Source organism: Pantoea sp. PGP6 (assembly GCF_053474785.1).
Map to the genome: position 1 here is coordinate 3218643 of NZ_JBQBMA010000001.1, position 25505 is coordinate 3244147.

Below are 25505 nucleotides of genomic sequence, written 5' to 3' on the forward strand. Positions count from 1 at the left end.
TATCCGCCCGATATTCACGCCCTCACCATAACGCCAGCTGCGGATCGTCATCCGGTTTTGCCTTCGCTTTTTGCGGCCGGGCAGGCGGTGCCGGTCGCTGCATCTGCTGGTCAATCCACTGCAACAACACCGCCACCAGATACGCCTGCTGCCCGGCGTTCAGCGGCTGGTCCGGCGCAATGTGGTGCCATTTACTCAGGCAGCCGCGGCAACAGATGGCGGTCGCATGCTGGGCGATAAACACCGGATGCCCGCGCATCGGCGTCTGTTTGCCGTCATTGGCCGGCCGGGCCGGGGCCAGCCGCTGGGCAATAAACTCCGCCGCATGCTGGCGCAGTACCGCTTCGCCTTTGCTGCTGGCGTAGTCATATTCTGCCCGTCCCAGCCGGAAACGCTGGCGAAACGGCGACTGTGCCAGACGGGTAAAAAGATCGTCAGAAGAGGTCATAAAGTCTCAGATCGGGCCTTAATCGTATTTGCGCCCCGCCAGATAACGCACGCCCTGCGGGCCAAACGCCTCACGGTGCAGTTCGTTGGATTGAAGATGGAACGTCTCTCCGGGGTGATAGGTGATGTCACTCTGCTCGGTGCTGATGGTGATGTCGCCACTGAGAATCAGGGCCAGCGCCTCAAAGGGATGGACATGATTATCGAGCTGGGTGGCGGCTGCGCGCTCGACCAGTACCGGTTCATCAAAACCCTGTTCGGCTAACAACGTTCTGAATTCGTGTTCCGTCATTGTTCCTCCTGCGTGTGGACCTGAACATTAGCAGTGTAGACGATCTTTATTATCTGTCGGTATGCCTGTCGCGCTGCGTAAAGTAGCGCAAGGCCGGTTGTGAGCCGGTGGTGCCAGTGCTGTACTTGCCGCTCCGTCACCACCAGGAGAGACCACAGGTATGCCTGCACCGCTTAATACCGCCCTGCTACTGATCAATCAGCGCTCGCGTAAAGGGCGGACCGACGCCAGCCGGGCGAGAACGCTGCTTACCGATAGCGGCATCGCCCTGCTGCAGCCGCCCGACGAGAATGCGCGCAGCTACCCTGAGCTGATTAACGCTTACGCCGATCGCGTTGATGCGGTCATCGTCGGAGGCGGCGACGGTACGCTCAATGCTGCCGCGCCCGGCCTGATGCAGACCGGTCTGCCGCTCGGTATTTTACCGCTCGGTACCGCCAACGATTTTGCCCGCACCCTGGGCATCGGTGCCAGTCTGGAGCAGGCGGTGAAGGTTATTGCTGACGGTAACCTGCGCCCGGTCGATCTCGGCAAAGTGAATCAGCACCTGTTCCTCAACGTCTGCAGCATCGGCTTTTCAGCGGAACTGGCACGGAATCTGACGGCGGAATCGAAAAAACGCTGGGGTATCGGCGGCTATGCGCTGGCCGCCCTGCGGCTGTTACGCCAGAGTCGCCCGTTCAGCGCCACGCTGATCCATCAGGGTGAGCGGACGCCAGTCAAAACCGTGCAGGTTTCGGTCGGCAATGGCCGGTTTTATGGCGGTGGTATGACGGTGGAACAGCGCGCGACTCCGGATGACGGCCTGCTGGATGTTTACAGTCTGGAGTTGCAGCGAAGCTGGCAGCTGATCGCCCTGCTGCCTGCGCTGCGACGCGGCACCCACGGGCGCTGGCGTAACGTGCGGGCGTTCAGCACCACTGAATTGATCATCGAGACGCGTCGTCCTCATTACATCAATGCGGACGGCGAGATTATCGGGCAGACGCCAGCGCATTTTCGCCTGATTGCGCAGGCACTGCGGGTTTATGCGCCATCCGCTGGAGCGGGGAAATAGGGAGTCACACTTAATCGCCTGCAGCCACCGTCCGAATCAGGACTCTGTTGCGTGTTGCTCAGCATAATCAATGTGTTCTGACAGATTAACCACCAGCTTTTTCGCCATCTCCAGGGTCATGCCGAAATAGAGAGACTCCTGCTGGCGTTTGGTGAACGGGGCTTTGGGATCGTGGTAACCAAACTGCAGCACCAGCGCCTGATGACCGGTAAGCGGCCCGATGTGCCAGCCGGTGACCGGATAGAAGGTAAAACTGTTAAATTTATTCACTTTGAACCTGACCGTGAAAGCATAACGCTGATTGGGAGTCAGGCCAGCTCTGGTTATAAAAACGTGAGTGGAGAGCTGAGTCTGAACTAAATCCGCAAAATCACAAGGGGAACGGCAGAATAAGCGAAGCGTGATGCTCGCCGGGCAGGTATACGCTAACGCGCTGACCGAACAGGAAAAATCACCTGCAGACACCGGACCGCAACGCCTGCAGGGCCTGACAGCGCGCTGCCAATTATTTTTGCGGCAGCGGAATAATTGAAATGTGGCCGTTTACCTCCAGCACCGCATATTTAATCTGGTCAAACCGTTCCAGTCCCTGACTCGATCGCGCCGCTTCCAGCACATCATCAGGGCTGATGCCGGTCATTTTCATCCGTTCAGTCAGTAAATTGCCATTCTCAACCAGGATCACCGGACCGCCATCAATCGCCTGCTCGACCACCGGGAAACGGTTTTTCAGTTTTCCCAGCACGATATCGATGGTCACCAGCGTAATGATGGTCAGGGCGGCACCGGTAACCGAAAAGTCGTCGCCCAGCAGCGCCTGCTGGGTCGCTTCACTGATGATCAGCAGCAGGATTAAATCAAACGAGGTCATCTGCAACAGCGTGCGTCTGCCGGCGATTTTGATCACCACCATCAGCACCAGATAGATACCCGCCGCACGTAGTACCGTTTCCATAAAGCGCTCCTGTCAGGGATAAATCCATTGGGTAAAACGGGCCGGCGGATGCTCGCCGCTGCTGACGCTGACGGCAATGCGGCCTGGACTGCGTGGCTGCAGGCCGAGCCAGATGGCGTGATCCGGGCCGGTATCGCGCGACGAGAAGGTCAGCCGCAGATCGCTGCCGAGGGTAATCGCCTCCAGCGGCTGCGGCTGCAGCGTCTGAATTTGCAGATTATCCAGCGCCCCGTGGCCGAGGGTGACGCTGAACCGCTCCGCCGTCGGTGATTTGATGCGGATCGTCATGTCCATATTGCTCTGGACCCGGCCAAAACGTTCATACTCCACCCGAATCGCGCCATCCGGCGACACGGCGCTGCCGTTACTCAGCACCCCTTTTGAAAACAGCCCGCACGCGCCGAGAATCACCAGCAGGATCAGGAGATACTCGCCGACGCGCTGAATCAGCCATTCACGGCGTATCCAGCGGACATCTTCTTTTATCGGGTAATCCCGACTGCTGATTTGCTCTTTTTTCACCGTTGCCTCGCCTCCTGTCAGTACCACCCGCCAAACTGCATCCTGTCTAAAGCATAGCGGGCGTCGGTTTATTTACCGCGTCGTTCAATCCAGAACGACCAGCTGTGATAAAGCAGCGTCAGCGGCATGGCGATGGCCGCGCCCACCAGCACAAACCCCTGGGTGACCGGTGATGACGCGCTCTCACTGAGGGTAAATTGGTGCGGCACTAACCACGGATAAAGACCACACAGCAGGCCGATAAACACTGCGCCGATCAGCATCAGCGTCACCAGAAGCTGCACCAGCGGCCGGGCGCGCCACAGCGCCAGCGGCAAGGCGATCCACAGGATGACGATCGCCGCACCGGCCACTTTCCCCAGCGGGCGCTGCCAGCTTTGCTGCCAGAGGTCGGCGTTAAGATAGAGTTCGATCAGAAACACCAGCAGCGCCAGCAGCCACCACAGCCAGCTCTGTGCTTCGGCCAGCGGCTGCACCTTGTCGCCAATCCGCCAGCCGATCCAGCAGCAGGCCAGCAGCGAATTGATCGCCATTAAGCCCACGCCGCTGATCAGCGGAACCATGCTCAGTCCATCGGGCAGGCCGGTGTGCGGCTGGGCGCTGATGATCATTCCGGCGCACCAGCCCTGAATAAAGGTCGCCAGCGCCGAACTGCTGGCCATAATGCGGTCCAGCCAGTGACGTAAGCGGGTGCTGCTCTGGGCGCGATACTCCAGCGCCATCGCCCGCACCACCAGCGCCAGTAACATGGCGAACAGCGGCGCGCTCAGCTCGCTGAGCAGCAGGCTGTAGACCGGCGGAAACAGCGCCAGCAAGCCGCCCGCGGCCAGCACCAGCCAGGTTTCATTGGCATCCCACACCGGCAAAATGCTGTGGGTCATCAGTTCACGCTGCTGGTCGTCGTGAAACCAGAAAAACAGCATCCCCACGCCGAGGTCGGTGCCATCCAGCAGCAGATAGAGCAGCAGCGAAAGACAGATGATCAGCGCAGAAAGATCGGCCATGGCGGACTCCTAATTGGGCGTTTTCAGCTGAATAACCACCGGTTTTCCCGACGGCAGTTCACCCTTAATCCGGCGCAGCAGATAGTGTAAGCCGAGGGCGAACACCAGCCCGTAGATCAGCAGTACCGCGAGGAAAATACCGAGCGTGGTGCTGAGCGCCAGCGGCGACACGCTCTGTGCGGTGCGCACCATGCCATAGACCGTCCACGGCTGACGCCCGACTTCGGTTACGACCCAGCCTGACAGCAGCGCGACAAAGCCGGCTGGCGAGAGCCAGGTCAGCCAGCGCAGCAAGCGCGCTGAGACCGGTAATCGCCCGCGCCAGCGCTGCACATTGGCCACCAGCGTGGTCAGCAGGATCACCCCGCCTAAGCCCACCATCAGGCGAAAGGCGAAAAAGACCGGCAGCACCGGCGGGATCGCATCGGCGGGAAATTCGCTGAGACTTTTGATGTGGCCGGTAAGATTGTGCCGCAGATAGAGCGAGCCGAGATTGGGCAGGCTGATCTCCAGATGGTTGCGCTGCGCCTGCTGATCCGGCAGCGCAAACAGCCGCAGCGGTTCGCCCTCGCCGGGTGCCGGCGGATGCCAGCCGCCTTCGATGGCCGCCAGTTTGGCTGGCTGATAGTCGCGGGTATTTTCACCGTGCAGATCGCCCAGAACGATCTGCAGCGGCACGGCAAACAGCAGAAAGGTCAGCGCACTGTTGAGCATCAGGCGTGAAGCAGCCTCAGCTTTAAAATGGCGCAGCCGCCAGGCCGCCACGCCCATCACCAGCACCGCCACGGCAATCAGTGATGCCATCACCATATGGCTGAAGCGCCACGGAAAGGAGGGGGATAGTAAGATCGATCGCCAGCTTTCGGCCAGAAACACGCCGTTCTCATCACGGCTGAAACCGACCGGCGTATGCATCCACGAATTAGCGGCCAGAATCCAGAAGGCGCTAAGAAACGCCCCGGCCGCCACCAGACAGGTCACCGCGAAATGCACCGCCGGACGAATTTTATTGAAGCCAAACAGCATTACGCCGGTCAGCGCCGATTCGAGAAAAAAGGCGATCAGCACCTCATAAAACATCAACGGCCCGATAACGCCGCCGACCTGATGTGAAAAGCGCGCCCAGTGAGTGCCGAACTGAAACTCCATCACCACGCCAGAGACCGCGCCGATTGCCACCGTCAGGGAAAAGATTGTCAGCCAGAAGTGCAGCGCATCGCGGGCGGCCTGCTGTTTGCCCCACAGCCAGCGCGCTTCAAACCACACCAGAAAAGGGGCCAGCCCCAGCGTCAGCGCCGCGAGGGTAATGTGCATGCCCATGGTTAGCGCGAACTGCGTCCGGGCTATGATTAAAACCCAGTCGGCGTCAGTCACGATCGGGCTTACCCTTAGCGCCCCGCACAGGACGCGGTGGATGAGCGTCAGACGTTAATAAGCGCGGAGGGTTAATCCGTTCTGTCATCTGAATTTCTCCGGATGTAAATGCGTCGCCGCATATCAGCGCTGCAAATCAGCAGTGCAAACTCTATTTCGCCAGGGCGGCGGTGTTATACGATTGTATTATCAGCGTAGCGAACAAATAAAAAAGCGGCCAGTTAAGCCGTGCGCCGGATATAGAAACAGGACCAGGCCAGGCTTATTTCCACTGCAGAATAATCTGGCCTTACTGAAAAAATAGTTATTATTCGCCGTGGTTGTCGCTGCGCTTAAATAAGGATAAGCGCAGCGCGTAAATAAACTACCGGGTAATTGTCCGCAACGTTACAGCCAGCCTGAACGGCGTAATTTCGCCCACAGTCCGCCGCAGGCCAGCAGGGTTATGCCGACCGCCAGCGGATAGCCATACAGCGACTTAAGCTCGGGCATATGTTCGAAGTTCATGCCGTACATGCTGAATATCACGGTCGGGATCACCAGTATCGCCCCCCAGCCCGCCAGCTTTTTCACCACCTCATTCTGCTGTACCGTCACCAGCGCCAGATTGACCTGCATGGCGCTGGTCAGCATCTCGCGCATATCCTCGGCGTCGGTCACCACATGACGGGCGTGATCCTGCACGTCACGGATATAGGCCCGCAGCGGGCGCGGGATCAGATCTTCATGCAGGTGAATCAGCTGATTACAGATCTCCTCCAGCGGCAGCGCGGCATTGCGCAGCGTCAGCAGATGACGGCGCAGAGTGTAGACCGCCTGCACCGACTGACGATCAAATTCGCTTTTGAACAGATCGTTCTCCATCTGGCCGACCCGTTCATTCAGTGAGGTCGAGAGTTCCGCATAGCGATCGACAATAAAGTCGAGCAGGCAATAGAGCGGATAACCCGGTCCGAGCTTAAGCAGCGCCGGGTTTTCTGCTGCCCGCTCACGCACCGGTGAATAGCTTTCTGACGCGCCGTGACGGATGCTGATCAGGAAATTTTTCCCGACAAAGAAATGGGTTTCGCCGAGTTCGCAGCTGTCATCTTTTGCCCGCACCGTCTTAACCACAATAAACAGCGATTCGCCGTAATGCTCAATCTTGGGCCGCTGATGGGCATAGAGAGCATCCTCGACTGCCAGTTCGTGCAGCCCGAACTCCTCTTTGATTTTCTCCATGAACGCCGGATCGGGCTGCCACAGGCCAAGCCAGATAAACGCATCCGGCTGCTTAATCACCTCACTGATTTTCTCGACATCCACCTCTTCGCCCGCACATCCCGGACGATAGACCCTGCTGCTTACGATCATCTTCTGCACTCTCCCTTTGTCGGTATCAGCAGCTTAGTCAAAGCCGTGCCGGGATCGTAAGAAAAACGGTAAAACTTTGCTGCAATCTCCCCTGCCCGATGCCTTACCACTTCACGCCCAGGCCGGTTGAGAAAGTCCCTTCGTTGAGGGTATCCGGCGTGCCGTCCACCAGGTTGCGGTGATAGCCGAGATGCAGGGTTGACCACGAGGTCAGGGTGTAACGCAGGCCGACTTCGGCATCCAGGGTAAAGACGCCATCGTCATCCAGCGAATGGCCAACGTCACCGTTGCTGTAGAGCGTGACCGATTTGCCTAACAGATAACGCTGATAGCTCCAGCGTACCGAGGCACCAAAGTGTTTCTCTTCCCGCCCGTCGCTGTAGCCATAACCAAACGCCCCGCCCAGTATCGATACCGAGAAGGAACTGAGTTCGGTATCCCACAGCTGGTAGCCCGGTCCGGTGCCTATCAGCGCCTGACGCGACAGATCTTCGACCCAGTCGCGTTTGTAGGTAGCGCGGGTTTGCCAGAAAAATTGCTCCCGGAACAGGTAATCAAAAGCGTAACGCAGGCTGTAGTTGTCGGTATTGACGTCTTCATTCTCCTGCTCGCGGTTATAGGTCGCGCCGATATCGTGACGCCATTTGCCCTGCGCCAGTTTGGTATTGAGGGAGAAATTGTAATCGTCGGTTTTGGTCGAGGCTTTTTTGACCTTCATGCCGGCGTCGATGTTGCCGGTCCACGACAGCTGATCGGTGCGGACTTTGGCTTTCATAAACTCGTCGATACGCTTTACCGAGATCTTCTCTTCACGCTCATTGCGCTCCACCCAGATATAGCCGGGATCGGAGGCGGAGAGCCGGACCTGATAGCGCTCGCCGGTTTTCTTGTTTTCGACATTGACCGGATTTTCGCTCGCCAGGGTACTGACCACGTTCCAGTCGAGGGTGACCGTTCCGGCATAGGCAGTTTCTATCGCCAGTTTGCCATCGCTCAGGTAGCGCACCGTGCCGGTCAGCCGGTCGCCATTGTTCAGCCAGACGGTATCAGCAGCGGCCTGGTCTGCCCATCCGAGAGCGAGGCCCACCGTCAGTAGCGGACTGATCAGGTGTCGTATCGGGCCGATGGTGCGATGCATAGCGTTCCCTGTTAAGGCGTCGGTCGTCTTCCACGGGCAATAAGGCACCGCTGATTGAGGCTTAATAATTAAGACTATAACGGGCAGATATGCAATGCCGGTCAGCGCACACCGGCTCAGAATGCTGCCCGCGCGCTGGAATAAGCGAAGTGCGGAAAAGATGATTAACTTATTCGCTGTTTGCATAATCAGCGTTCTTTTCCAGGCTTAAACAGGCAAACCCACATAAGGAGGCAACATGAACGACGAATTTAAAAAGTGCATTGAGGCCTGTTATCTGTGTGCCGCAGCCTGCGATCACTGTGCGGCATCCTGCCTGCAGGAAGAGAACCTTGAGATGATGCGCAACTGTATCCGGCTGGACATGCAGTGTGCCAGTCTCTGTCGGCTGGCAGCGCAGTTTATGACGCTGCAGAGCGAATCAGCCCGCCCGCTTTGCCAGTTGTGCGCCGACCTGTGTCAGCAGTGCGGCGACGAGTGCGGTCAGCACCAGCACGACCACTGCCAGCAGTGCGCTAAGGCCTGTCATCACTGTGCTGAAGCGTGCCGCCGCATGGCCGCCTGACAGCCCCGACATCGCCCCCGGAGCCCGCCAGCCGGGGGCGAAAATCCCTGCCCGTTCCCGCAAAGGCGAAACCGCACAAATTACCTGCTGACAGCGCTTTAATCGCGGCGTCGCTTGTCCTACACTTTTATCTGTTGCACTAGATAATCAAACACAAGGTAAATCATGAGTTGCGAGTCACGTGCCGACATCGGCAAACAACTGTCGTTCGCCCTGTATGGCGCCGCCAGCCGGATGAACCGGATGCACAAACCTTTTCTGGATCCGCTGGGCCTGACCTTCCCGCAATATCTGGTAATGCTGGAGCTGTTCAGCGAGACGCCACGCAGCGTCGGCGATCTGGGGAACCGGCTGGGCATGGATACCGGCACCATTACGCCGGTTCTCAAGCGGCTGGAAGCGGCCGGACGGATTGTCCGCACCCGCGACCGTAATGATGAACGACGGGTGTTGATCACCCTGACCGCGCAGGGTGCCGCCCTGCAGCAAACCTTGTGGACGATTACCGACAGCATTAAATCCGCCTGCAACCTGTCGGATCAGGAGCTGGCCGCGCTACGCGACACCCTGCTCGACTTCGCCCATCCGGCGCAACAATAACGCCCATCGACAAAGAGGTAACAGATGAATATCAGCATCATTGGCGCAGGCAATATCGGCGCAACCCTGGCACGCAAACTGGCCGCCGCCGGTCACACCATCCGACTGGCAAATTCACGTGGTCCTGACTCGATTCAGACGCTGGCCAGAGAAGTGGGTGCCACGGCGGTAACCCGCGAAGACGCCGTTCAGGACGCCGAAGTGATCATCCTGGCGATACCTTTCGATAAGCACCCGGCGCTGGCCAGCCTGTTAAACGCTGCACCTGCGGACGCCATCATCATTGATACCAGCAACTACTATCCGTTCCGCGACGGCGATATTGCGGCACTGCAGCAGGGGCAGACAGAAAGCCAGTGGGCCAGCGAACAGCTGCACCGTCCGGTGATTAAAGCGTGGAATGCGGTACTGGCGGCGACGCTGGCCGAAAAAGGCCAGCCGGCGGGTCAGCCCGATCGCCTGGCGATACCGGTTGCCGGTGACGATGCGCAGGCGAAAGCCGTGGCAATGACGCTGGTCGACGTGACCGGTTTTGATGCGGTTGACGCGGGTTCGCTGAGCGACTCATGGCGTCAGCAGCCGGGTACGCCCGCCTACTGCACTGAACTGTCCCAGCCCGCGCTGATTAGCGCGCTACAGGCGGCCGACCGCGACCGCGCACCGCACAACCGCGATGCGCTGATCAACGAGTTCATGTCAGCCGGAGAGCTGACGCATGCGGCGATCGTGGCGCGCAACCGTGCCGTCACCGCCTGAAAAAGTGCTAAGAAGCAGACTCCTGCACACCGTCCGACGCCGGTGAGCTGAGTTTCAGGCAGACGGTGCGGCAAGGTCGCTGTTACCGTCGATCCCTGCCAGCGCCGGTGCCTCAGCAGACGCTGCGATCGGTGCCGGAACAGGCCCGGCGCGCGCCGTCGGACAGCAATACTCAGCGGTGGCAGGTGATCTCAGCCAATCGATCACCTTTCACGGCCAGGCGCCGTTTATGGCAGATGTTCAGGACAAATCGTGCAGCTCTTTGCCGAGTGGCGGGCTGAGCGTGAAGTGTGCGATGCGAATCGCCAGCCCGGCACGTTCGGGTGAGCAGCCCATCACCCCGACAAAGCGCCGCCCACGGCCGGGCCACGGACAGAGGCGTAACAGCGGCCACTGCTCGCCGTCGGTTGAGTACTGAATGCGCAGCGCCTCATTAACCAGCGTAGCCCGCAGCCAGAAGCTGCGCGGATCGCCGGGAAACAGGCCGGTTGACCAGTCTGATTTCTCGCGCGTAACCACGCAGCCTAACGCCGGCTGGTCATCATTAAATTCAATGCCCGCCTTAACCCAGTGCGTCTCATCATCCTGAATAAACAGCCCGGCCTGATCGTACAGCTGGCTGAAATCCGCCCTGACCTGCACCTGTACCGTAAAGTCCTCATCGATCCAGAATCCATAAGCGTGTCCGCTGTGCCGGGCAAAACCGTACCAGGTGCGCTGCCAGAAATCGCTGTTAAACGCCGTCTCAAAGCGTAATTCACCCTGCTCAAGATGATGTACCGGCGGCGGATTGATCCAGACGCCGCCGTCGGTGGAAATTGAATCGATCGCTGACATACCTTCTCCTGTAGACGTTGCACTTGTTGCCGTCGGGTGCGGCCTGATTTGACCAGCATAGCGCGCTTACTGGAGATGCGGCGACGACAGGCAGCGTATTTAATAGCGAAACGCCTTCTGGCAATAATTTAAACCCGTGCCGATACACAGCTATTCAGGCCGGGAAACAGGCGGCGCGCCCGGCAATATAATCGGTTTATTAACGCTATTTTTGGATAACAAGACATCCAGACTTTAATAAAAACCATACCGTCATAAGTCATAACTACGGTAAACGAGGCCGCACCCCACAACGGATTAAATAAGTCGTTCACTGCCCACAGGTTATTTTCACTCAACTTAACCGGGCGGCGGCGCTCTATCTTTGCATTCTCGCCTGGCAGTTCTGGCATTATGTTCCGCATGCCATCAATATTGGCCAGCGGGCGAGTCGAAAAGCGCTGATTTCGGCATGGCTTTCAGGCCTGACTATTACGCTGGGTAATCCCAAAACCATTGCCTTTTATCTGGCTATTTTGCCGCTGGTGATCTCCGTGGATAGGGTTTCACTGCAAACCTGGGCCATGATGCTGGTGCCGTTGACTATTCTGGTCCTGCTGCTGGTGGGCGCGATTTTTATTCTGGCTGCGCTGCGGATTCGGCACTTTTTAACCCGCCCCCGCGCCCAGCGCATATTGTTCCGCTCGGCGGGTAGCATTATGTTGCTGGCGGCCATCAGCATAGTCGCAAAATCCGTCTGAACGCTGACCGGGCCTGCTTTTCAGCGAACTGTGAGTCCGGGAGGCACGGCAGTCAGCAAGGGCAGCGACCGATATTCTGGCGCTACGCCGATCAGGACCATAATTAACTGATTTATTCAGCTAACTGACGAAGCCGTTATTTTCTCCGGCAGCCCGTAAAATATTTCATTTTGTTAATATGCTGGCGTAATTCAGCTTCAGCAACCAGGATTAATCGGTCTGAGGCAATGACCTCACAAATGAATAAGGAGGAAATTTCCATGGTAGATAAATCACAAATTTTAGACCACGCTCAGGTCGTTGATGTTAATGGTGAACACGTAGGGGTTGTTGATCATTTTGAAGGTGACGATAAAATCAAGCTGGCAAAAAGCGATCCTGAAGCGGGCGGGCAACACCATATTATTCCCTTTAGCTGGGTAAAAGAGGTGGATGATAATAAAGTCATTCTCTCTAAAGCGAAGGCAGATGTTGAAAGCGAGTGGCAGACTGCATAATTTTCTGGCCGTGGCGCACGCCACGGCTCTGTTTTATCCGTTAACTTGCTGCTTATTGTCGCTCACGTTCCAGTTTGATAAATAATCCCACCCTCTAGAAAACCCAGCATGATTCACGGTATTTAGCCAGGATAAAACACAGTTTACTCAACCATTTTTTGCTAATGGAAAGTGTTCAGTAATAAACAGCCATGCTGTCTAATTTTTTATCAAACCTGCACCGCAACAAACCATCATTCAGAGCAGTCATTCCTGCGGAAAAATATCCCTGTACCAACCAAAGCGGAAAGCAGGATATCTTCATTGCGTCCAGCATTCTGAATGCCGCTGAATGTACCGTCAGGTTTAACGGCTAGCGGGTCCTGTCACGCCCGTTCTGTCCGCCAGACACCCATGCCGGGCTGTCAGTAGCGCGGCCGGTTACCAAACCCGGCGGAATCTATCAGACCCGCTGCCGGCATCGCTCCGGTATCACCTGGTGCCCCGCTCAGCTGGCTCAGGAAGCGCGCTGACCACCAGTGGCTGTCATGAATATGCAGTTCCTTTATCAGCTGCTGGTGATACGCCTGCCTGACGGATAAAGGCAGGCGCAGCGCGGTATGAATAGCCGCCGCAATCTCATCAGAATCATACGGATTAACAATAATCGCCCCCTTCATCTGTTCAGCCGCGCCGGCAAAGCGAGAGAGTATCGATTGCCCGCTGATCCGGGCGCTGCATTTGAATGCTGACAGGGCGACCGTAAAAACGGTATCCCCCCTCGCCTTCTCCGATCTCAGCCGGTCTTCAGCGTGACTGAATCGTGAAGGTTACTGAGCAGACAGTTAACCGGATGGCAGATAAAAAAGGCGTAAAGAGTGCGAAGCGGAATATAAAAATGCAGTAAATAGGGTGCAGTCGATCGTGGAAATGATCAGGCGGGAAAGTGATAAACCGGGGAGCCGGCCACGTCGGCCAGGTTGTGCAGCGGTGATGCGGACGGTTGAGAAAAGAGAGGATGAACGCTGCCCGCAGATGAACGGGCGACACCCGTGATGAACGGCAGGCGCCTTGCCCGCTCCGGCAGAACACTCACCTGCTCTGCCGGACACGGCGCGGCGTGATGTTGGTCGAGACTCTTGCCTGAACGGCATTAATACCGGCTGTCCGTCAGCGGCCTCCTGACCGGCCGTAAAACCGGCTTACCCGCGCTCCATCACTTTAATCCCTTCTTCAGGCTCCCATACCGCCCAGATTTCCCAGAATAAATCGTTAACCGTTTCTTTAAGCGCTTCCGGGTGAAAGCGGGTGCTGCGATAAACTGAACCGAGTCTGGCATCAATGTGTGCGTCACCGTTAGCGGTACCGATATTCATCGCAAAGGCATCGCAGTTCATCGAAAGCCAGATAATCCGGGCACAGGTACAGGAGGGAGGATTGTGCAGCGTAATATGACTAACTACTGCGTCTTCAGAAGTGTTCATAACAGGACCTATTGGCAAGTTAAATAGCGGTCAGAAGCCGGCAGGATCGCGTCTGACATCCGCTGCACCGTGGGAAGCGTGCAGCGGTCTGGTGTATCGTGCCGGCGTTACCGATGCGGTTAAGTGGCTGCTGGGGTGTTTAACGCCTTCAGCAGGCTGAAAGCCACCTTCATGTGATCTTCACTGACCACAAAAGCGCGCATCACCCCGTCCGGGTCATAACCTTTCGCGATCACGCCGTCTGAAGAGAACGCCATCTGCCAGTTGTAGGCCGGATTAGCCGGATCGCCCGCCAGCTGAAGCGGCATATCCGGTGTTTTGACCTTGATCAGCATCGGAGGCAGCGTCAGGTTAGCGGCCTGTCCGGTCAGATTTTTGGCCAGGGTGATCGCCGCCAGCGTCGCCGGCTGCAGGTAAGGCATCAGTTTTCCCTCTATCTCTGCGCAGTCGCCCAGCGCATAAATATCGGGAACCGAGGTGGCGAGCGTGCGATCAACGACAATGCCATGACGCACCTCGATACCCGCTCTTTTTGCCAGCCCCGAATCGGGACGTAAGCCGATGGCGCACACCACCGCGTCAAAACACTTTTTCTCTCCGTCGCTGAAGGTAGCTGCAACAGAATCTGCCTGGCGGGCAAGTTCAGTCACTTCAGTCTGGAACATCATCTGCACGCCGCTGTTGATTAATCGGTGTTGCAGACGACCGCTGATTTCCGGCGGCAACAGCGCGGCGAGCAGACCTGCACTGCGATCAATAATCGTTACCTGTTTACCGGCACGATTAAGATCCATTGCCAGTTCGGTACCGATCAGCCCGGCTCCGATGATCAGCACCCGTGCCGCATTCATCAGCCCGGTGGCGCACTGGCGATATTCCTGCTGACTGTTGAGCGTGTAGATCAGTTCACTGCCCGGCATCGCCGGAATCACAGGCCGGGCACCGGTGGCCAGCACCAGCTTTCCGTAAGCAAAATCGCCTGCGCTGCTGTTCACCCTGCGCGCCAGCGTGTCGATGTCGCTAACCACAGTGCAAGGATGCAGCATGATGTTCTGGCTTTCGGCCCACTCCGCTGCCGTCTGACGGGTTAAGTCATCGGCCGCGCAGCGCAGGCTGATCACATGGCTCAGCTCAGGCTTGTTGTACTCATCGCAGCTGTCGGCCGCGAGAACCCGAATCGGTACCGTTTTATCCTGCTGACGAAGGTGCTTAACCAGCTGCCGGGCGGCGAACCCGGAGCCGATAATCACAATATCTTCAGACATTCGCTTAGCCCTCGAAAGGATCAAACACAGATTTACCCAGTGCGCATCCCGGACATAAGAAATCGTCAGGTACCTCTTGCCATGCGGTGCCAGGTTCAACGCCCTGATTTGGTTCACCGTCTGCCGGGTCGTACACCCACTGGCAGACGGTACAGATCATTTTCTGTTCGGCGCCTTCGCCCGCTTCTGCCATCGCCACGCCATCACGGTTTACCGCTGCGGCGGCTGCAATCGCGGCTGGCACTGCTTCCTCAGCGGGCTTTGGCGCTGAGTCAGGCAGCGGAGAGAGCGCCCATTCACGGGCGATTTTGCGGCCGTGTTCGCGACACGCTTCCAGCGCGGAGAGATCGGGACGCCACTTCGCTTTAAGCGCGATGGTCATATCGAAACCGGCATCCTGCAGTCGGGTGGCGACCCGGTCCACGGCACCGCCGGTCCAGCCATAAGAACCGAACGCTGAGGCGCGTTTATTGCGGAATTTCAGGCCAGTCATCTCTTCCAGCATGCCGGCGATTTTCGGCATCATCACGTTATTCATGGTAGAAGAACCGACCAGAATGCCTTTTGAGCGGAAGCAGGAGGTGATGATTTCATTTTTGTCGTGGGTGGAGACGTTATAAACCTTCACTGCCACCCGCGGATCGGTCTCGCGGATGCCTTCGGCAATCGCATCGGCCATCATGCGGGTATTATTCGACATCGCGTCGTAGAACAGCGTGATGCGATCTTCCTGATAATCGGCCGCCCATTTCAGATACAGCTCAACGATCTGTACCGGGTTGTCGCGCCACACCACGCCGTGCGAGGTTGCGATCATGCTAACCGGCAGGCCGAAGCTGAGAATCTCGGTGATTTTCGCGGTGACCAGGCGAGCAAACGGGGTCAGGATGTTAGAGAAGTAACGCTGGCACTGGTCGAATAATTCGTTCTGATCAACTTCATCGTTGAACAGATGTTCATCGCAGTAATGCTGACCAAAGGCATCGTTACTGAATAACACCGCATCTTCCGTCATGTAGGTCATCATGCTGTCTGGCCAGTGCAGCATCGGAGTTTCAATGAAGATCAGCTTTTTACCGTTGCCGATATCCAGTGAGTCACCGGTTTTAACAATGTTGAAATTCCATTCTGGATGGTGATGATGCCCGTTGATGGAGTCGACGCCGTTTGCCGTACAGTAAATCGGGGTGCCGGGGATCAGCGCCAGTAACTCGGCCAGCGCGCCACAGTGATCTTCTTCAGCGTGGTTAATGACGATGGCGTCGATTTTTTTCAGATCGATCTCTTCAGCCAGGTTTTTGACAAAATCGGAGCGGAATCTGAGATCGACCGTATCGATCAGCACCGTCTTTTCTTCACGAATCAGGTAGCTGTTATAGCTGGTGCCACGCTGCATTTTGTACTCTTTACCGTGAAAATGCTCGACTTCCCAGTCACGTTTACCCACCCAGGAAATGTTATTTTTAACATGGATATTCATCAGAAATTCTCGCAGTGTAAGTGATAGTCCCGTATCTCTTTGCATCTGCCGTGCCAACTTTTAACCCATTGTTTTATATAAAATTAAATTATAAACATTGTTTTAAAGACATGGGTGTAAATTGTTTTGTTCACAATGCATTGTTTTAATGACAAGGCTACGGGCAATAAAAAACCCGCCGCAGCGGGTTTGAAGAAAATTAATTTTTTGTCCTGGGTGGGATATGTACCTCACGCTCAAATCCGTTGCCGGTTAAGGCGACATCCGGATCGGCAAAAAAATCGATATTGAAGTAAGTGTCGTCAGTTAAAAGCTCAATCCGATGCCAGTATTGCGGCGGGCTGATACCAAACTGCCCGGCGTTGATGGTGACTTCCATTTCGTGGGTTGTCTCATTTTCACTGGCAAACCCAAAATATTTTACCGCGCCGCGCATCACCGATAGCCGGCCATAGACGCCTGCGCGGGTGTTGTGATGGGTTAACAGTGCTTTTGGCACACTTTCCCGGTTCCAGAAAGGCGTGGAGCGGGTATGAACAAAATGTTGTGGGATGCTCTGGGTCATCGTCAATCTCCGGTTAGCCAATGATTCCGCCGCGAGTAAGCCAGTTACGGCGTTGTTCAGCGAGTTCCTGTTTTTCGGTACTGTGTTTAAACACCGCCATCCGCAGGCGCTGTTGCTGGCTATAGCGCTCTTCCCGGCTCAGTTCGGGATCTTCACTCAGCGCGCACAGCAGCGTATTCATCTCGCGAATGACATTGTTCGCTAAGGCGGCCTCGACCGCCCTGTTCACCTCTTCTCTATGGTTCATGGCATTACCCCATATAAGTATTAAGCTGTTGGAGCAGCAGTGCGCCTGCGACGATAAGGGAGACCGGGGTGTAGGGAATATCTAAATCGACCCAGGCTTTGCGTCCGTTATACACCGTTTCGAAATGCAGCCGGTCCGGGGCACTCTGTCGGTAAGTAAACACCGGTCCACGCGGACCGCCGAACGCCGCCCAGCGCAATGAATCGGCGGCGGTTTCGAGCTGTTCTGTGGTAAGCACGTGCGTCGTTTTCAGGTCGGACATGGTTCTGCTCCTTAAAAAAGTCTCTGTATGAGATAGAGCAAACTTTGTGCCATTTTTTAAGTGCTTGATATTCCTCATCAGGTCAACGTGATATTGTGTTTATAACAACGTAATACATTGTTATTAAGACAACCCGTGTGCAGGTGACTATATGGCTTTATCTGTTGAGACGCTGGCTGGGCTGGCAGTGGATATTCAAAAAGGCGTAAGCGGCCGCGATCGCTTTAGCCAGATGATTAAGAGTATCCACGCCGCGCTGCACTGCGACGCTACCGCGCTGTTACGCTATGAAAAACAGCAGTTCAGACCGCTGGCCACCGCTGGCCTGGCACCTGATGTGATGGGACGCCGGTTTAAACTTGACGCCCATCCCCGGCTTGAGGCGATTGCGCGCGCCGGTGATGTGGTGCGTTTCCCGGCCGACAGCACGCTGCCCGATCCCTATGACGGCCTGATCCCCGAACAGGGTGAATTACATGTGCATGCCTGCGTCGGGATGCCGCTCTTTTCGGGACAGCGGCTGATCGGGGCGCTGACCCTCGACGGCATTAACGCTACCCAGTTTGATAATTTTAGCGATGAAGAGCTGCGCGTGCTGGCAAGCCTGACCGCCGGTGCGTTAAATAATGCTCTGCTGATGGAACAGTTAGAAAAGCCGGCCTCCTCTTTTACCCCGCTGCCCTTCCGCCCTGAAGAGGATCAGGAGATGCAGATCATCGGTGAATCTGCCGCGCTGCTGCATCTGAAAAAAGAGATCGGCGTGGTTGCGCCCTCTGACCTCAGCGTGCTGATCATGGGCGAAACCGGGACCGGCAAGGAACTCATCGCGCAGGCGATCCATCGCCATTCTCATCGCGCGGCCCGGCCGCTGATCTATCTCAATTGCGCAGCGCTTCCGGAAACCGTAGCGGAAAGTGAGCTTTTTGGTCACGTAAAAGGGGCCTTTACCGGCGCGATTCACGATCGTCCGGGTAAGTTTGAGCTGGCGGATAAAGGAACCTTATTTCTGGATGAAATTGGCGAACTGTCGCTTTCGCTGCAGGCCAAGCTGCTACGCGTGCTTCAGTACGGCGACCTGCAGCGGGTCGGCGAGGACAAAGCGCTGACCGTTGATGTGCGGATTATCGCTGCGACCAACATGGATATGCGTAAAGCGGTCACCGAGGGGCGATTCCGGGCGGACCTGTTCCACCGCTTAAGCGTTTTCCCGCTGTTTGTTCCGTCGCTGAATGAGCGCCGCGACGATATCGTGCTGCTGGCCGGTTACTTCTGCGAGCAATGCCGGATGAAGTTCGGGCTGATGAGCGTGGCCCTGAGTCCGGCGGCCAGCAGCCTGCTTGAAGCGGCGGACTGGCCAGGCAACGTTCGCGAACTGGAGCATGCAATTTATCGGGCGGCGGTTATCGCCCAGGCTGAATCGCCAACCGGCGAAGTGATCCTGTTTCCCCAGCATTTCAGCTTCGAGAATCAGGCGCCGCCTGAGTCACGATTGACCGAATCGGTTAACAGCATGCCAATGATGAGTCTCAACGATGCCACCCGTAAATTCCAGTATGACTACATCCGTCATGTCTATGAAAGTAATGGCAAAGTCTGGGCCAGAGTGGCGCGCCAGCTGGAGCTTGATCCCGGTAACCTTCATCGTCTGGCCCGCAAGCTGGGCCTGAAATAGCAATAACGACGGCTGAGTGCCGGCAATTTTCTCACTATGGTATCTGCCAGCGCACCTTGCCATGAAGGCACGCTGGCACAGCCATAGCCGCTGCTGCTGTTGTTGTTGTTGTCGTTGTTGCCACTTTTGCCGCGGTTGTCGTTGTTGCCACTTTTGCCGCGGTTGCCGCTGCTGCTGTTGTTGCCACTGCTGTCGCTGTTGCAATACAGCTCCCCGCCTCGCCTCAGCCTGAAAAGTCAGTTTCCCCTGTTGCTCCGCCGCCTGCTTCAACTCAACGGTAAAACGTGAGGCATGAGGTTGGCCTGATGTCATCGTTTAATGGCTGGCGGGCAACTCACGCCACTGCACGGTACGCTTTACACTCTTCGCTATACCAGACAGGTCGGCTCGGTTCATCCGGCGGGATGCGGCTTTCTGCCCACGGACCGGCTGTCAGCCTGCCTGATCTTCTGTTGCGGAGCGTTAATCACAATGAAAAATATCCATCGCCCGGTGCTGATACTGGCTGGCTCCCAGGCGATATTTCAGACCATTTCTATCCTGACAATGACGATTGGCGGTCTGGCCGGTGACCTGCTGGCCCCTTCGCCCGCCCTGATCACCTTGCCGTTGTCGATGGCCAGCCTCGGCACCGCTCTTGTCATGTTTCCGGCGTCATTGTGGATGAGCAAAGTCGGCAGAAAAACCGGCTTTATCAGCGGTGCGCTGAGCGGGATTGTTGCCGCCGCCGTTTCAATGACAGCAATGGCACTGCACTCTTTTCTGCTGCTGTGTCTGGGCATGTTTTTCCTCGGCGTTTATCAGGCTTTCGCACAGTTTTACCGCTTTGCGGCAAGCGAAGCGGCGCTGCCCGCGTTACGGGCGAAAGCGATTTCGCTGGTGCTGGCCGGTGGTGGCGTCGCCGCCCTGCTGGGGCCGCTGCTGGCGCGCAGTGGCAGCGCCCTGTTCGCGATCCCTTACCTCGGCTCGTTTCTTTTTATGGGGATTATGGCGTTACTCGGCGTGGTGGTGCTTTCCGGTCTGCAGATGCCGCCGCCGCAGAGCGCCGTGCCGGATCCGGTCGCAGCCCGGCCGTGGAAAACCGTGCTGTCCCAGCCCGCGTATCTGGTGGCACTTTTCTCCGCCGCCTCCGGATTCAGCATTATGGTACTTGCGATGACGGCGACGCCAATTGCAATGCATCATCATGCGTTTGACCTTAGCCAGAGCGCTGAAGTGATCCAGCTGCACGTGCTGGGTATGTTTCTGCCCTCCTTCTTTACCGGCAAACTGATTGCGCGCTTTGGTGTGATTAGCATCATGCTGACCGGCGTCCTGCTTATGCTGGGTTACATTGGGCTGGCCTGTACCGGGGTCAGCTGGGGAGGATTTGCCGGTGCGTTAATCCTGGTCGGCACCGGCTGGAACTTTCTCTACATCGGCGGAACCACCCTGCTTGCGACGACCTATACCACCAGTGAAAAAGGGGTGGCGCAGGCGGTCAACGACATGAGCGTGTTTATCTTCTCTCTTATTTGTTCACTGAGTGCCGGATCGCTGCTCAGTCTGTACGGCTGGAAAACCATGAACCTGCTGTTACTGCCGTGGGTGCTGCTGCTTGCGCTGCCGCTGCTGTGGCTGGCCTGGCATCAGAAACGGCTGACGGCTGCAACTACGTCATAATATGACAATGGATGAACGCGCCATTCAGCCGGCCGCAGGGGTAAGCGACCAGCAGCCCGCAGGCTGGCTGAGGCCACCGAGTAACGCGTTACGCCTGCCCGATCAATGAGCAGGTAATGTGATCGGGTCGCCGATAAGGATATTCATAACGCAGATGATCGTGATATGGCTGACTGACGATAACACCACGCTCTTCCTTCCCTGTTAATAAAGGATCCACCATGAAAAATGCCCTGATCGTGATTGATATTCAGAATGACTACTTCCCCGGCGGGGCCTTTCCGCTTGAAGCAGCAGATGAGGCGTGTAAGGCGGCCGTTAAAGCGATTAACGACGCGCAGCAAAAAGGATGGCTGATTGTCGGCGTTCAGCATATCGCCACCGCTGAGGCACCTTTTTTCCGCCCGGAGAGCGAAGGCGCAGCGTTTCATCCGGATATTGCTGCGGCGCTGGGCAATGCGCCGGTGGTGGTTAAGGCTGAAGCGGACAGCTTTTTTAACACGAATCTCGAACCGTTACTCAGCGAGCACGGTATTACCGATATCTATCTCACCGGCATGATGACGCAGCACTGTGTCACGCATACGGCGCTTTCTCCCCAAAGCCAGCCAATGAAAGTCCACATTATCGCTGCGGGTTGCGCAGCACCGACCCGTGCGCTGAGCGATCTCGCCCTCTCCGGCCTGCGGGTGCGCTGTAGCGTGGAACAGGCAATCCTGAACTAAGCGGCGCCCTTTACCGCCTGCAGAGGCCGGTAAGGGTAATCGTCGCGGCGCGTCATAAGCCCCGATATCGCACCGATCAGACTGCCGGCTTTGTCGTAGCCGGCTTTATCTCTCCCGCTGAAGCGGCCTCTTTTTACAACAGTTCGGCCGGCTGACTCAGTGGTTATCCGCCGCTTCAGGTACCCGCGCAATCACTTTGATTTCAAAATCAAAGCCCGCCAGCCAGTTGACGCCGACCGCCGTCCAGTTCGGGTAAGGCGCCTGCCGCCATATTTCATTTTTAATCGCCAGCACCGTGGCGAACTGGTTTTCCGGATCGGTATGAAATGTGGTGACGTCTATCAGATCATCCAGCGTACAGCCCGCTGCAGCCAGCGTGGCTTGCAGGTTACGAAACGCCAGTCGGACCTGCTCAGCCAGTTCAGGTTCAACCGAACCGTCGGCGCGACTGCCAACCTGTCCGGAAACAAACAGCAAATCACCGGATTTAATCGCCGCAGAATAGCCATGCTTTTCGTATAGCGCATGACGCCCTGCCGGGAAAATCACTTCACGCTGCATCATAAAATCGCCTTATTGTGGATTGACGTGACGGCGCATGGAAAACCACGCCCCCGATTCAGATACGAACCGTATATGAATAAATCATGCATACGCCTCGTATGTCAATTAATATACGCAGCGTATCAACGAGGGAGGAAATATGGCTGCAGGTCGTCGTGCTGAAACAATGAAAGAGAATCGCAGTAAACTGATCTTTGCTGCCCGCAAGGCCTTTGCCGAGCGGGGATTCGCCGAGGCATCGATGGATGACCTGACGGCCAGCGTCGGGCTTACCCGGGGGGCGCTGTACCACAATTTTGGCGATAAAAAAGGCTTACTGGCTGCGGTAGTGGCGCAGGTGGACAGCGAGATAGCGCTGCGTGCCAGAGACGTTGCCGCCGCCGCTGATACCGCATGGGAAAAGCTGATGCTGGAGGGGGCCGCGTACATTGAAATGGCGCTCGACCCGGAAGTGCAGCGTATCGTATTGCTTGATGGGCCGGCCTTTCTTGGCGATCCCACCCGCTGGCCCAGCCAGAATGCCTGCCTGGAAGCCACCCGCAGCGCCTTAGCGCAAATGGCGGCGAGCGGCACGCTCAGGCCGGTCGATGTGGAAGCTGCGGCACGCCTGCTCAACGGCAGCGCATTTAATGCTGCGCTCTGGGTGGCAGCCAGCGATAACCCCAGACAAACGCTGCCCAAAGCAATTGAGGCGTTCAGGCTGCTGGCAGGTGGATTGCTGTCGGCAGGTTAAGGCCGGTTCCGAAACAGACCGGCGACCTGAGCCGCCGGGTTTAACTGTTTTCCCGATGATCCGGCTGAGTGGATAGCGCCTCGCCAGCGTAACCGATCGATCCTTGCCGTTACACCACGGGCAAACCCAGGTTCTCGCGTAGCGTGGCAAACGGGTAATCGTCACGGAACAGCCCACGGCGGCGCCGTTCCGGGATCACCCGTTCGACAAACAGGTCGAGCTGTTCCGGCATGATGGCGGGCATGATGTTAAAGCCATCCGCGCCGCCCTGTTCCAGCCACAGCTGGAAATCATCAGCAATATCCTGCGCGGTACCGACAATCACCCGGTGCCCACGTGAACCCGCCGCAATGGCTGCCAGCTCACGCAGCGTCAGGTTTTCACGTTTTGCCATTTCGGTCATCAGCTTAACGCGACTCTGATTCCCTTCACCCGGCGGCACCTCCGGCACCGGGCCATCCAGCGGATACTGGCTGAGATCCATGCTGAATCGCAGCGAAAGCTGACGCAGCCCATTATCAATATCCACCAGCGTATTCAGCTCCTTCCACAGCGCCTGCGCCTCTTCGCGCGTGCGGCCGACAATCGGCATCACGCCAGGCATGATCACCACATGATCCGGATTACGTCCGGCAGCAACCACCTGCTCTTTCTGGCTGCGGTAGAAGGTTTGCGCTTCCTCAAGGCTGGCGGCGGCGGTGAAGATCACCTCTGCGGTCTCAGCCGCCAGCTTCTGACCATCGGCAGAGGAACCGGCCTCAATAATCACCGGACGCCCCTGCGGAGAACGGGTGATGTTAAGCGGGCCCTGTACCTGGAAATGCTCGCCCTGATGGTTGATCGGCTTGATTTTGTCATCGACAAAATATTCACCGGTCTGCTTGTTGGGCTGAACCGCACCCTCTTCCCAGCCTTGCCATAACTTGTTGGTGACCTCGAGGAACTCGCGCGCCCGGGCATAGCGTGCGGCGTGGTCGGGCATATCGCTGCGACTGAAGTTACGGGCAACATCGTCTGAAAACGAGGTCACGACGTTCCAGGCTGCGCGCCCCCGGCTGATGTGATCCAGCGATGAGAAGCTGCGCGCCAGGGTAAAGGGATCGCTAAAGGTGGTAGAGGCGGTCGCCGCCAGGCCAATGCGACGGGTATTGACCGCCAGCGCGGAGAGCATCGTCAGCGGTTCCAGTCGGGCCATGGTCGACGGCAGTCGGTACATGCTGGTTGCCAGCGCATCGCCGACAAAAAACAGGTCGAACTTACCCGCTTCCGCTTTTTTGGCGAGGGTGATCAGCCAGTCGATGTCCGTGGGATCGCCGAGCTGCTGGGTCAGACGCCAGCCGCTGACGTGTTGTCCCACCGGCTGAACGAAAAGACCGAGTCGCAGGCGACGTGATGATGTTGGCTGTTGCATAAAAGATTCCTGGTCGGTAAAGGTGAAAAGTCGGGCCGCAGCCCGGCTTAAACAAGGTGGTCAGTCGCCAGCAGTGCCTGCTCCAGCGTCGCCGCGGTCAGGGTAAACGGCAGGCGTTCTGCACTGGCTTGGGGAAACTTAATCTGCTGCGCGAGAGTGTGCAGACGTGCAGCGCGATCGCCACTCAGGGCCGGCAGCGTTAGCGGCATCGCATATTGACGTAACAGTGCCAGCAGCCCGGCATCAGGCTCACCGTGATGTTCAATCAGCGACTGCACCAGCAGGCTGTACCCGACTTTCTCGCCGTGCAGCCAGTGGTGCAGCTCCGGCTGGTGGGTCAGTTGATTATGAATGGCATGGGCAACGCCCGGCGTAGGCAGCACGTCACGCACGCTGTTCGCCAGTCCGGCCAGCACGATACTGGCATCAATCACCCTGACCAGTGCCGGCGTGACCTGCTGCTGCTGGTTGGCTGCCACCGCCGCGTCACCCCACTGCTGAAAGGTCTCCAGCGCCCGCCGTGCGGTCATCACTTTAAGCTCCAGTGCCAGGTCGTCCGGGTTGTGACGCTGATACGGCTGGAATTCGTAATATTTTGCCAGCGCATCAACAATGCCCGCTTTCAGGTAACGCACGTCGCTGCGCGCGATCACTTCGCTGTCTACCAGCACCAGCTCGGGCATTTTCCCCAGCGGCTGACTGCGCAGATGCTCTCCCCGATCGCTGTAGATGATGGCAAGCGGCGACCAGGCGGCGCAGGTGGCGGCCAGGGTGGCAAAGTTAACCAGCGTGACGGCCGGGAGCTGGCTGGCTGCGGCTTTAGCGGCATCCAGTACCCGTCCACCGCCAATCGCCAGCAGCAGCTCAGCCCCCTGCTGTTCGGTATTGTGTTTTAAGTGGGCGATCGCCTGTTCAGTACATTCACCGGGTAAATACTCCAGCTGCCAGCTAATTCCGCTAGCCTCAAGACTCTGGCTTAATTCCGGATTAACCGCCTGCCAGGCGTGCGGCGAGGTAAATATACGAATATGCGTGGCGTAAGGTTTAATAAATTCACCGGCACGGGCGCGCAGGCCAGCCTCATGCGCGTAGGCGCGCGGAGATTTAATCGCTAACACGTTTCTATCCTGTTTATAGGTAAGGCCGGTTACAGGTAACGCCGGTTTATAAGGGAGGCTATAACCGATAAAGTTAATTTATTACATGGAGTTAATGGCGTTTTGTTATAGCGGCATTTGTTTTTTTCATACTACGGCAACCACCGATTTAAGCAATCAAAAACCGGCCAATTCAATTTCACAAATAGGCATTAGGATAGT

General features: G+C 57.0%; 31 protein-coding genes and 1 pseudogene. 11 read left to right on the plus strand and 21 right to left on the minus strand.

Annotated elements, in window-relative coordinates; all coding sequences use genetic code 11:
* Positions 1 to 22 precede the first annotated feature (22 nt).
* Positions 23 to 448: a DUF4186 domain-containing protein gene (locus tag ACLIBF_RS15680; protein WP_031377287.1), complete on the minus strand. Its 426-nt coding sequence runs from the start codon at positions 446 to 448 to the stop codon at positions 23 to 25.
* Between the two features lie 18 nt (positions 449 to 466).
* Positions 467 to 739 carry a cupin domain-containing protein gene (locus ACLIBF_RS15685; protein ID WP_031377288.1) on the minus strand — a complete coding sequence of 91 codons (273 nt, stop codon included), beginning with the start codon at positions 737 to 739 and terminating at the stop codon, positions 467 to 469.
* 160 nt (positions 740 to 899) lie between these two features.
* Here ACLIBF_RS15685 and ACLIBF_RS15690 point away from each other — a divergent pair, with 160 nt between their 5' ends.
* Positions 900 to 1796, plus strand: a complete 897-nt coding sequence (locus tag ACLIBF_RS15690; RefSeq protein ID WP_279809469.1) for a lipid kinase — start codon at positions 900 to 902, stop codon at positions 1794 to 1796.
* 36 nt (positions 1797 to 1832) lie between these two features.
* On the opposite strand, the gene ACLIBF_RS15695 is transcribed toward ACLIBF_RS15690, so the two are convergent.
* The 7 genes from ACLIBF_RS15695 to ACLIBF_RS15725 form a co-directional block, all read right to left on the minus strand.
* Complete coding sequence (locus ACLIBF_RS15695) at positions 1833 to 2066, minus strand: hypothetical protein (protein WP_031377290.1); 234 nt, start codon at positions 2064 to 2066, stop codon at positions 1833 to 1835.
* Positions 2067 to 2301: 235 nt separating this feature from the next.
* The gene (locus ACLIBF_RS15700) at positions 2302 to 2751 is read right to left on the minus strand and encodes a DUF421 domain-containing protein (RefSeq protein WP_046288466.1); all 450 of its coding nucleotides are present in this window, start codon (positions 2749 to 2751) and stop codon (positions 2302 to 2304) included.
* Between the two features lie 12 nt (positions 2752 to 2763).
* Positions 2764 to 3273, minus strand: coding sequence for a hypothetical protein (locus tag ACLIBF_RS15705; RefSeq protein ID WP_031377291.1), 510 nt, complete (start codon positions 3271 to 3273; stop codon positions 2764 to 2766).
* Positions 3274 to 3341: 68 nt separating this feature from the next.
* Positions 3342 to 4277, minus strand: a complete 936-nt coding sequence (locus ACLIBF_RS15710; protein ID WP_046288467.1) for a cytochrome d ubiquinol oxidase subunit II — start codon at positions 4275 to 4277, stop codon at positions 3342 to 3344.
* Positions 4278 to 4286: 9 nt separating this feature from the next.
* Positions 4287 to 5651, minus strand: a complete 1365-nt coding sequence (locus ACLIBF_RS15715) for a cytochrome ubiquinol oxidase subunit I (RefSeq protein ID WP_031377294.1) — start codon at positions 5649 to 5651, stop codon at positions 4287 to 4289.
* Between the two features lie 387 nt (positions 5652 to 6038).
* A complete protein-coding gene (locus ACLIBF_RS15720; RefSeq protein ID WP_031377295.1) occupies positions 6039 to 7004 on the minus strand; it encodes a magnesium and cobalt transport protein CorA in 966 nt (321 codons plus the stop codon).
* Positions 7005 to 7107: 103 nt separating this feature from the next.
* Positions 7108 to 8142 (minus strand): DUF481 domain-containing protein, encoded by a 1035-nt coding sequence (locus ACLIBF_RS15725; protein WP_279809470.1) that lies wholly within the window; start codon positions 8140 to 8142, stop codon positions 7108 to 7110.
* Between the two features lie 238 nt (positions 8143 to 8380).
* On the opposite strand from ACLIBF_RS15725, the gene ACLIBF_RS15730 reads away from it, so the two are divergent.
* The 4 genes from ACLIBF_RS15730 to ACLIBF_RS15745 all read left to right on the plus strand — a co-directional run bounded on the left by ACLIBF_RS15730 (position 8381) and on the right by ACLIBF_RS15745 (position 10344).
* Positions 8381 to 8707 carry a four-helix bundle copper-binding protein gene (locus tag ACLIBF_RS15730; protein ID WP_279809471.1) on the plus strand — a complete coding sequence of 109 codons (327 nt, stop codon included), beginning with the start codon at positions 8381 to 8383 and terminating at the stop codon, positions 8705 to 8707.
* A gap of 165 nt (positions 8708 to 8872) precedes the next feature.
* A complete protein-coding gene (locus ACLIBF_RS15735; protein WP_031377298.1) occupies positions 8873 to 9307 on the plus strand; it encodes a MarR family winged helix-turn-helix transcriptional regulator in 435 nt (144 codons plus the stop codon).
* A 24-nt stretch (positions 9308 to 9331) separates the two neighbouring features.
* Positions 9332 to 10063: an NADPH-dependent F420 reductase gene (locus tag ACLIBF_RS15740; protein ID WP_069728000.1), complete on the plus strand. Its 732-nt coding sequence runs from the start codon at positions 9332 to 9334 to the stop codon at positions 10061 to 10063.
* Between the two features lie 65 nt (positions 10064 to 10128).
* A complete protein-coding gene (locus ACLIBF_RS15745) occupies positions 10129 to 10344 on the plus strand; it encodes a nitroreductase family protein (RefSeq protein ID WP_353933830.1) in 216 nt (71 codons plus the stop codon).
* On the opposite strand, the gene ACLIBF_RS15750 is transcribed toward ACLIBF_RS15745, so the two are convergent.
* Both ACLIBF_RS15750 and ACLIBF_RS15755 read right to left on the minus strand, forming a co-directional pair.
* Positions 10304 to 10900 carry a DUF1349 domain-containing protein gene (locus tag ACLIBF_RS15750; RefSeq protein WP_069727999.1) on the minus strand — a complete coding sequence of 199 codons (597 nt, stop codon included), beginning with the start codon at positions 10898 to 10900 and terminating at the stop codon, positions 10304 to 10306. The two genes, ACLIBF_RS15745 and ACLIBF_RS15750, sit on opposite strands and share 41 nt — an antisense overlap.
* 128 nt (positions 10901 to 11028) lie before the next feature.
* A complete protein-coding gene (locus tag ACLIBF_RS15755; RefSeq protein ID WP_152659095.1) occupies positions 11029 to 11292 on the minus strand; it encodes a hypothetical protein in 264 nt (87 codons plus the stop codon).
* Here ACLIBF_RS15755 and ACLIBF_RS15760 point away from each other — a divergent pair.
* Positions 11227 to 11640 (plus strand): annotated as a pseudogene (locus ACLIBF_RS15760) (LysE family translocator); the annotation flags it as partial. The gene ACLIBF_RS15755 and the pseudogene ACLIBF_RS15760 sit on opposite strands and share 66 nt — an antisense overlap.
* 260 nt (positions 11641 to 11900) lie before the next feature.
* Positions 11901 to 12137: a DUF2171 domain-containing protein gene (locus ACLIBF_RS15765; protein ID WP_031377302.1), complete on the plus strand. Its 237-nt coding sequence runs from the start codon at positions 11901 to 11903 to the stop codon at positions 12135 to 12137.
* Between the two features lie 404 nt (positions 12138 to 12541).
* Here ACLIBF_RS15765 and ACLIBF_RS15770 read toward each other — a convergent pair whose 3' ends face one another.
* The 7 genes from ACLIBF_RS15770 to ACLIBF_RS15800 form a co-directional block, all read right to left on the minus strand.
* A complete protein-coding gene (locus ACLIBF_RS15770) occupies positions 12542 to 12916 on the minus strand; it encodes a trehalose-6-phosphate synthase (RefSeq protein ID WP_082097591.1) in 375 nt (124 codons plus the stop codon).
* A gap of 402 nt (positions 12917 to 13318) precedes the next feature.
* The gene (locus ACLIBF_RS15775; protein ID WP_128088281.1) at positions 13319 to 13600 is read right to left on the minus strand and encodes a hypothetical protein; all 282 of its coding nucleotides are present in this window, start codon (positions 13598 to 13600) and stop codon (positions 13319 to 13321) included.
* Positions 13601 to 13719: 119 nt separating this feature from the next.
* Positions 13720 to 14865 (minus strand): NADH:flavorubredoxin reductase NorW, encoded by a 1146-nt coding sequence (gene norW / locus ACLIBF_RS15780; protein WP_031377305.1) that lies wholly within the window; start codon positions 14863 to 14865, stop codon positions 13720 to 13722.
* 4 nt (positions 14866 to 14869) lie between these two features.
* The gene (gene norV / locus ACLIBF_RS15785; RefSeq protein WP_069727995.1) at positions 14870 to 16345 is read right to left on the minus strand and encodes an anaerobic nitric oxide reductase flavorubredoxin; all 1476 of its coding nucleotides are present in this window, start codon (positions 16343 to 16345) and stop codon (positions 14870 to 14872) included.
* 199 nt (positions 16346 to 16544) lie between these two features.
* Positions 16545 to 16910 carry a DUF1971 domain-containing protein gene (locus tag ACLIBF_RS15790; RefSeq protein ID WP_031377307.1) on the minus strand — a complete coding sequence of 122 codons (366 nt, stop codon included), beginning with the start codon at positions 16908 to 16910 and terminating at the stop codon, positions 16545 to 16547.
* Positions 16911 to 16923: 13 nt separating this feature from the next.
* Complete coding sequence (locus tag ACLIBF_RS15795; RefSeq protein ID WP_031377308.1) at positions 16924 to 17157, minus strand: DUF2526 family protein; 234 nt, start codon at positions 17155 to 17157, stop codon at positions 16924 to 16926.
* 4 nt (positions 17158 to 17161) lie between these two features.
* The gene (locus ACLIBF_RS15800; protein WP_279809472.1) at positions 17162 to 17419 is read right to left on the minus strand and encodes a hypothetical protein; all 258 of its coding nucleotides are present in this window, start codon (positions 17417 to 17419) and stop codon (positions 17162 to 17164) included.
* Between the two features lie 151 nt (positions 17420 to 17570).
* Between ACLIBF_RS15800 and norR the strand changes: the two genes are divergently transcribed.
* From norR to ACLIBF_RS15815, 3 genes are all read left to right on the plus strand, one after another.
* Positions 17571 to 19091, plus strand: a complete 1521-nt coding sequence (gene norR / locus ACLIBF_RS15805; RefSeq protein WP_031377310.1) for a nitric oxide reductase transcriptional regulator NorR — start codon at positions 17571 to 17573, stop codon at positions 19089 to 19091.
* Positions 19092 to 19562: 471 nt separating this feature from the next.
* A complete protein-coding gene (locus ACLIBF_RS15810) occupies positions 19563 to 20753 on the plus strand; it encodes an MFS transporter (protein ID WP_279809473.1) in 1191 nt (396 codons plus the stop codon).
* A gap of 221 nt (positions 20754 to 20974) precedes the next feature.
* Positions 20975 to 21478 carry an isochorismatase family protein gene (locus ACLIBF_RS15815; RefSeq protein ID WP_031377984.1) on the plus strand — a complete coding sequence of 168 codons (504 nt, stop codon included), beginning with the start codon at positions 20975 to 20977 and terminating at the stop codon, positions 21476 to 21478.
* Positions 21479 to 21634: 156 nt separating this feature from the next.
* Here ACLIBF_RS15815 and ACLIBF_RS15820 read toward each other — a convergent pair whose 3' ends face one another.
* A complete protein-coding gene (locus tag ACLIBF_RS15820) occupies positions 21635 to 22042 on the minus strand; it encodes a RidA family protein (protein ID WP_031377985.1) in 408 nt (135 codons plus the stop codon).
* 139 nt (positions 22043 to 22181) lie between these two features.
* Here ACLIBF_RS15820 and ACLIBF_RS15825 point away from each other — a divergent pair, with 139 nt between their 5' ends.
* The gene (locus ACLIBF_RS15825; RefSeq protein WP_031377986.1) at positions 22182 to 22775 is read left to right on the plus strand and encodes a TetR/AcrR family transcriptional regulator; all 594 of its coding nucleotides are present in this window, start codon (positions 22182 to 22184) and stop codon (positions 22773 to 22775) included.
* Between the two features lie 109 nt (positions 22776 to 22884).
* Here ACLIBF_RS15825 and ACLIBF_RS15830 read toward each other — a convergent pair whose 3' ends face one another.
* Both ACLIBF_RS15830 and ACLIBF_RS15835 read right to left on the minus strand, forming a co-directional pair.
* A complete protein-coding gene (locus ACLIBF_RS15830; protein WP_448310084.1) occupies positions 22885 to 24186 on the minus strand; it encodes an LLM class flavin-dependent oxidoreductase in 1302 nt (433 codons plus the stop codon).
* A gap of 47 nt (positions 24187 to 24233) precedes the next feature.
* A complete protein-coding gene (locus ACLIBF_RS15835) occupies positions 24234 to 25304 on the minus strand; it encodes an iron-containing alcohol dehydrogenase family protein (protein WP_279809474.1) in 1071 nt (356 codons plus the stop codon).
* Positions 25305 to 25505: the final 201 nt, after the last annotated feature.

What these genes read in the sequence shown, in the direction of transcription:
- ACLIBF_RS15685 (WP_031377288.1), bottom strand. Translation starts at nt 739, where the DNA reads ATGACGGAACACGAATTCAGAACGTTGTTAGCCGAACAGGGTTTTGAT.
- ACLIBF_RS15690 (WP_279809469.1), top strand. Translation starts at nt 900, where the DNA reads ATGCCTGCACCGCTTAATACCGCCCTGCTACTGATCAATCAGCGCTCG.
- ACLIBF_RS15740 (WP_069728000.1), top strand. Translation starts at nt 9,332, where the DNA reads ATGAATATCAGCATCATTGGCGCAGGCAATATCGGCGCAACCCTGGCA.
- ACLIBF_RS15830 (WP_448310084.1), bottom strand. Translation starts at nt 24,186, where the DNA reads ATGCAACAGCCAACATCATCACGTCGCCTGCGACTCGGTCTTTTCGTT.
- norR (WP_031377310.1), top strand. Translation starts at nt 17,571, where the DNA reads ATGGCTTTATCTGTTGAGACGCTGGCTGGGCTGGCAGTGGATATTCAA.
- ACLIBF_RS15820 (WP_031377985.1), bottom strand. Translation starts at nt 22,042, where the DNA reads ATGATGCAGCGTGAAGTGATTTTCCCGGCAGGGCGTCATGCGCTATAC.
- ACLIBF_RS15750 (WP_069727999.1), bottom strand. Translation starts at nt 10,900, where the DNA reads ATGTCAGCGATCGATTCAATTTCCACCGACGGCGGCGTCTGGATCAAT.
- norW (WP_031377305.1), bottom strand. Translation starts at nt 14,865, where the DNA reads ATGTCTGAAGATATTGTGATTATCGGCTCCGGGTTCGCCGCCCGGCAG.
- ACLIBF_RS15680 (WP_031377287.1), bottom strand. Translation starts at nt 448, where the DNA reads ATGACCTCTTCTGACGATCTTTTTACCCGTCTGGCACAGTCGCCGTTT.
- ACLIBF_RS15730 (WP_279809471.1), top strand. Translation starts at nt 8,381, where the DNA reads ATGAACGACGAATTTAAAAAGTGCATTGAGGCCTGTTATCTGTGTGCC.
- ACLIBF_RS15825 (WP_031377986.1), top strand. Translation starts at nt 22,182, where the DNA reads ATGGCTGCAGGTCGTCGTGCTGAAACAATGAAAGAGAATCGCAGTAAA.
- ACLIBF_RS15720 (WP_031377295.1), bottom strand. Translation starts at nt 7,004, where the DNA reads ATGATCGTAAGCAGCAGGGTCTATCGTCCGGGATGTGCGGGCGAAGAG.
- ACLIBF_RS15700 (WP_046288466.1), bottom strand. Translation starts at nt 2,751, where the DNA reads ATGGAAACGGTACTACGTGCGGCGGGTATCTATCTGGTGCTGATGGTG.
- ACLIBF_RS15755 (WP_152659095.1), bottom strand. Translation starts at nt 11,292, where the DNA reads ATGCCAGAACTGCCAGGCGAGAATGCAAAGATAGAGCGCCGCCGCCCG.
- ACLIBF_RS15795 (WP_031377308.1), bottom strand. Translation starts at nt 17,157, where the DNA reads ATGAACCATAGAGAAGAGGTGAACAGGGCGGTCGAGGCCGCCTTAGCG.
- ACLIBF_RS15735 (WP_031377298.1), top strand. Translation starts at nt 8,873, where the DNA reads ATGAGTTGCGAGTCACGTGCCGACATCGGCAAACAACTGTCGTTCGCC.
- ACLIBF_RS15775 (WP_128088281.1), bottom strand. Translation starts at nt 13,600, where the DNA reads ATGAACACTTCTGAAGACGCAGTAGTTAGTCATATTACGCTGCACAAT.
- ACLIBF_RS15815 (WP_031377984.1), top strand. Translation starts at nt 20,975, where the DNA reads ATGAAAAATGCCCTGATCGTGATTGATATTCAGAATGACTACTTCCCC.
- ACLIBF_RS15725 (WP_279809470.1), bottom strand. Translation starts at nt 8,142, where the DNA reads ATGCATCGCACCATCGGCCCGATACGACACCTGATCAGTCCGCTACTG.
- ACLIBF_RS15765 (WP_031377302.1), top strand. Translation starts at nt 11,901, where the DNA reads ATGGTAGATAAATCACAAATTTTAGACCACGCTCAGGTCGTTGATGTT.
- ACLIBF_RS15810 (WP_279809473.1), top strand. Translation starts at nt 19,563, where the DNA reads ATGAAAAATATCCATCGCCCGGTGCTGATACTGGCTGGCTCCCAGGCG.
- ACLIBF_RS15710 (WP_046288467.1), bottom strand. Translation starts at nt 4,277, where the DNA reads ATGGCCGATCTTTCTGCGCTGATCATCTGTCTTTCGCTGCTGCTCTAT.
- norV (WP_069727995.1), bottom strand. Translation starts at nt 16,345, where the DNA reads ATGAATATCCATGTTAAAAATAACATTTCCTGGGTGGGTAAACGTGAC.
- ACLIBF_RS15800 (WP_279809472.1), bottom strand. Translation starts at nt 17,419, where the DNA reads ATGTCCGACCTGAAAACGACGCACGTGCTTACCACAGAACAGCTCGAA.
- ACLIBF_RS15790 (WP_031377307.1), bottom strand. Translation starts at nt 16,910, where the DNA reads ATGACCCAGAGCATCCCACAACATTTTGTTCATACCCGCTCCACGCCT.